Origin of the sequence: Pseudomonas sp. Colony2, assembly GCF_019382755.1 — a bacterium.
Taxonomy (GTDB): Bacteria; Pseudomonadota; Gammaproteobacteria; order Pseudomonadales; family Pseudomonadaceae; genus Aquipseudomonas.
In genome coordinates this window covers 6641730-6645653 of the sequence record NZ_CP080030.1, presented here as the reverse complement: position 1 = coordinate 6645653, position 3924 = coordinate 6641730, and the positions used below count along the sequence as shown (strand labels likewise).

4 protein-coding genes are annotated in these 3924 nt (G+C 60.7%); 1 reads left to right on the top strand and 3 read right to left on the bottom strand.

Going from position 1 to position 3924, the window contains the following annotated elements:
* Positions 1 to 422: 422 nt before the first annotated feature.
* Positions 423 to 1526: a GlxA family transcriptional regulator gene (locus JV201_RS27170; protein WP_003216915.1), complete on the top strand. Its 1104-nt coding sequence runs from the start codon at positions 423 to 425 to the stop codon at positions 1524 to 1526.
* A gap of 107 nt (positions 1527 to 1633) precedes the next feature.
* Here JV201_RS27170 and JV201_RS27165 read toward each other — a convergent pair whose 3' ends face one another.
* The 3 genes from JV201_RS27165 to JV201_RS27155 all read right to left on the bottom strand — a co-directional run bounded on the left by JV201_RS27165 (position 1634) and on the right by JV201_RS27155 (position 3923).
* Entirely contained in the window at positions 1634 to 1897 is a 264-nt protein-coding gene (locus JV201_RS27165) for a hypothetical protein (RefSeq protein WP_003216918.1), read from the bottom strand.
* 379 nt (positions 1898 to 2276) lie between these two features.
* Positions 2277 to 3437 carry a gamma-butyrobetaine dioxygenase gene (locus tag JV201_RS27160; RefSeq protein ID WP_219406241.1) on the bottom strand — a complete coding sequence of 387 codons (1161 nt, stop codon included), beginning with the start codon at positions 3435 to 3437 and terminating at the stop codon, positions 2277 to 2279.
* A 9-nt stretch (positions 3438 to 3446) separates the two neighbouring features.
* Complete coding sequence (locus tag JV201_RS27155; RefSeq protein ID WP_008430629.1) at positions 3447 to 3923, bottom strand: thioesterase family protein; 477 nt, start codon at positions 3921 to 3923, stop codon at positions 3447 to 3449.
* Position 3924 lies beyond the last annotated feature (1 nt).

Sequence of the window (3924 nt, the reverse complement as noted above, 5' to 3'; positions counted from 1 at the left end):
GGGCAACACTGCTCATAAAGTGAACACCAGAACCAAAAGCGCCACCTTTTAGCGCGTCGCAATTAGATAAGTAGCTCCCGAACGATTTCCCCTCATGACCATCGGTCACCCGTGCTTGTGGTGACAGACTTTTCCCACGTCGTTTCTCTCCCTTCCCACAAGTGCTACCGATCTGCTCACACACCTTGAGCCTGCGTTCTCTCACGTCTTTTCTGGGTCATATCCCCCACTCCATGCGCGGGCTTATATAGACACGTCATGAGGTCGTTTTCAGGAGTTATTGAATACGCATTCAACTTTAGGCATGGCATTTGCTCTATCAATACAAAGCCTCTCGCCATAGGAGTTTCCTTAAGGCGATGAGCGCAATAACAAGAGCCTCGCCTGAGGCCATCACCCGCTTTGTGTGAGGAGATACCGCGATGACGTCGTTCAACTCCGGGGCTCAACCCCAGAACCGTGCGCCTCAATCCATCGGCTTTTTGCTGCTGGACAATTTCACGCTGATTTCCCTGGCTTCCGCAGTCGAACCCCTGCGCATGGCCAACCAACTCTCCGGCCGCGAGCTGTATCGCTGGACGACGTTGAGTGTGGACGGAAACCAGGTGTGGGCCAGCGACGGTCTGCAAATCACCCCCGATGCTTCCATGCACAAAGCCCCGGCCCTGGACACCGTGATCGTCTGTGGCGGCGTGGGTATCCAGCGCACCGTGACCCGTGAACATGTGTCGTGGCTGCAAAGCCAGGCGCGCCAATCCCGTCGCCTTGGCGCGGTGTGCACCGGCAGCTGGGCCCTGGCCTGCGCCGGCCTGCTGGACGGGTTTGATTGCAGCGTGCACTGGGAATGCCTGGCGTCGATGCAGGAAGCCTTTCCCCGCGTGGCCATGAGCACACGCCTGTTCACCCTCGACCGCAACCGCTTCACCAGCTCCGGCGGCACCGCGCCGCTGGACATGATGCTGCACCTGATCAGCCGTGACCACGGCCGTGAGTTGTCGGCGGCGATCTCCGAGATGTTTGTGTACGAGCGAATCCGCAACGAACAGGATCACCAGCGTGTGCCGCTCAAGCACATGCTTGGCACCAACCAGCCGAAGTTGCAGGAAATCGTCGCGCTGATGGAGGCCAACCTGGAAGAGCCGATCGACCTCGATGAACTGGCGGTGTACGTCGCGGTGTCCCGGCGTCAACTGGAGCGGTTGTTCCAGAAATACCTGCACTGTTCGCCGTCGCGCTACTACCTCAAGTTGCGCCTGATCCGTGCGCGGCAGTTGCTCAAGCAAACGCCGATGTCGATCATCGAAGTGGCGTCGGTGTGCGGGTTTGTCTCCACGCCGCACTTCTCCAAGTGCTACCGCGAATACTTCGGCATTCCGCCGCGGGATGAGCGTGTGGGTTCCAACACCACGCAGCAGGTGGCGATGATGCCGATTCCGCAGGCGCTGGTGTTGTCACCGTTGTCCGGGCCGTTGTCGGCGTTGAGCCAGGCCAGGAATGAGTCGACTTTCGCGAGTGTAAGGCTTTAGACCGAGTCGCCTGCATTCGCGAGCAAGCCCGCTCCCACACTTGACCGCGTTTTTTCAGTAGGAACGCGGTCGAATGTGGGAGCGGGCTTGCTCGCGAATGCGGTATATCAGGCGCCAGAGTTCTGCCGAAATTGCACCAGCGCCGGCAACAACTGCTTGTCGATCGCCTGCCTCACCGCCGGCAAGATCGTCGCGCTGCCGGTGTACATCTGCTCAACCATACCCTTGAGCGCCTTGGCCCGCGCCGCGCTCAAGCCGCGCACCGCACACTCGCAAGCCTGCTCGGCGGTAGCGCCGCTGGACACCTCGAAACCCAACGACCGCAGCTGGCCCAGCAGGTCATCCTGGTCAATCAAATCCGCGTGCATCATGACGTTAATCCTTGTTAGGGGAGCGGGGGATTGAAGTCGATTCTGGTAGGCCATCACCGAGTCGGCAAGGCCTGAATGCATGAATGTCCGGCACACCTATGAACAGGTCGTTTTCGGCTAACTCGCAAGGCAGGGGAGTGTGCACACTGGCATCAAGCAAGCAGCTTGAAGGTTTGGTCACCCTCGGGATGCGCCGCTCACACAAAGCACTCTGCCCCGATCCTGTCACGGCTGGATCGGGGCTTTTTTTGAGCTGAAATTTGAGGTGAAGCTGCTGGCCCCTTCGCGAGCAAGCCCGCTCCCACAGTTGACCGCGTTTTTTCAGGAGGAACTCGGTCAACTGTGGGAGCGGGCTTGCTCGCGAAGGGCGCGCCTCGGTCTACCGCTGCAACACCAATATCCGCGACAACAACTCATCGCGGTCGATATAGCAGCCCTGGAAATGCCGCGCGCCGGACGCCGGATCAAACGCATTGCGCGCATGCAGGGTCCGGCGATTATCAAAGCACCACAGCTCGCCCGGATTCAGACGTTTGACCAGTCGAAAACGCTCCTCCCGGGTCATCGCAATAAACCGGCGATAGGCGCGATAGAGCAACGGCATCTGCTCTGCAGGCGCCTCAAACGGCCCGCGCAGAAAGTTGGCCATGCGAATCTCGGCGACTTCACCCAAGGCATCCAGAGCGATGATCGGCGCCAGCCGGCGATAGTCGCTGTGACGGTCCTTGTTGCGAAACTCCACCGGAATCTCGCACAACGCGCGAAAGGCTTCCGGATCTTCGTCCCGCAGCGCCCGGGCAATCGCAAAACCGTCGACAAAAATACTCTCGCCCCCGTCGGCGTCGTTCACCAGGCAATGCAAGAACTGCAGCCCGGGTTGCAGCTCCCGCGTCGGCAAATCACTGTGCAGCGGCAGGTTGAATGCCGTGTAGGCGTTGCTGTCGGCATCGGCCTTGGACTGCACGTTGAACAGCACGCCGAAGTTGCTCTCGCGGATGAACGAAATGCGCTTGGCGATCAGCGCCAGCGAGCCAGGTTCGGTGGGCACACCGCGCACTTGGGTGAGGCCGCTGTCACGCAGGGCCAGCAGCCATTGCAGCAGGGCTTTCGGGTCTTCCATCAGCGCTGCGTAGTCGAATACGGGCAGCTCGAACGTACGGTCCCACAGCAGGGATTTCGGTTTGGCAGCCCGGCGTTCGGCGCGGGACTCATCGTCGTAGGCGTGCGCCCGCAACCATCCGGGATCGTATTGGCTGCAATGGCCGCCACTCCATTCCACTGTCAGCAGACCCTGGTCGATACGCGCACTGAGGGCCGTGAGGTGTTCGTCCACATCGACGATTTCCAGCACCTGTTCACGGGTCACGCTGTAGACGCAAACAGGGCACGGGCAGTTGTCCCGCAACCACTGGTGATGAAACGGGCTGACCCGCCCATCGGCCCATCGCACACTGAGGTGATCGCCGTGCACCTGCACATCGGCCAGGTCACTGATCAGTGGGTAAGTACGGAAGTCGGCAACAGCGGCGGCGGTTTGCATGGCGATTCCTTATTTTTGGGGGGGCAGTCCAATCACGCGGCCGAGCAGGGCGGGCTTCGGCAGGTCGGTTTGTTCGGCGCTGATGCTGGCAAGCTTGCCCAGCACCGCTTCACTGAATGGCGCCGAGTGCGGCCCGGCGAGGTCGACGTGGAGCAGCATCTGTTCGTTGCCCGCCAGCTCCTTTTCGTCGCCCACCAGGTGCAGGCTGTGATAGAGGTGCAGGCGCTTGCGGTCGTGGGCGATGAGTTGGGTGTGCACCTCGACGGCGGCGCCCAGTTTCACTTCGTGCAGGTAGTTGAGGTGCAACTCCAGGGTGAACAGCGAGTGGCCGCTGGCTTCGCGGTTTTCGCTGTCCAGGCCCAGGGTGTCCATCAGCGCATCGGTGGCGTAGCTGAAAATCAGCAGGTAGAACGCATCGCGCAGGTGGCCGTTGTAGTCGACCCACTCGGGGAGGATTTTGGTGGTGTAGGTGGTGAGTGCGGGCATG

What these genes read in the sequence shown, in the direction of transcription:
- JV201_RS27155 (WP_008430629.1), bottom strand. Translation starts at nt 3,923, where the DNA reads ATGCCCGCACTCACCACCTACACCACCAAAATCCTCCCCGAGTGGGTC.
- JV201_RS27170 (WP_003216915.1), top strand. Translation starts at nt 423, where the DNA reads ATGACGTCGTTCAACTCCGGGGCTCAACCCCAGAACCGTGCGCCTCAA.
- JV201_RS27160 (WP_219406241.1), bottom strand. Translation starts at nt 3,437, where the DNA reads ATGCAAACCGCCGCCGCTGTTGCCGACTTCCGTACTTACCCACTGATC.
- JV201_RS27165 (WP_003216918.1), bottom strand. Translation starts at nt 1,897, where the DNA reads ATGATGCACGCGGATTTGATTGACCAGGATGACCTGCTGGGCCAGCTG.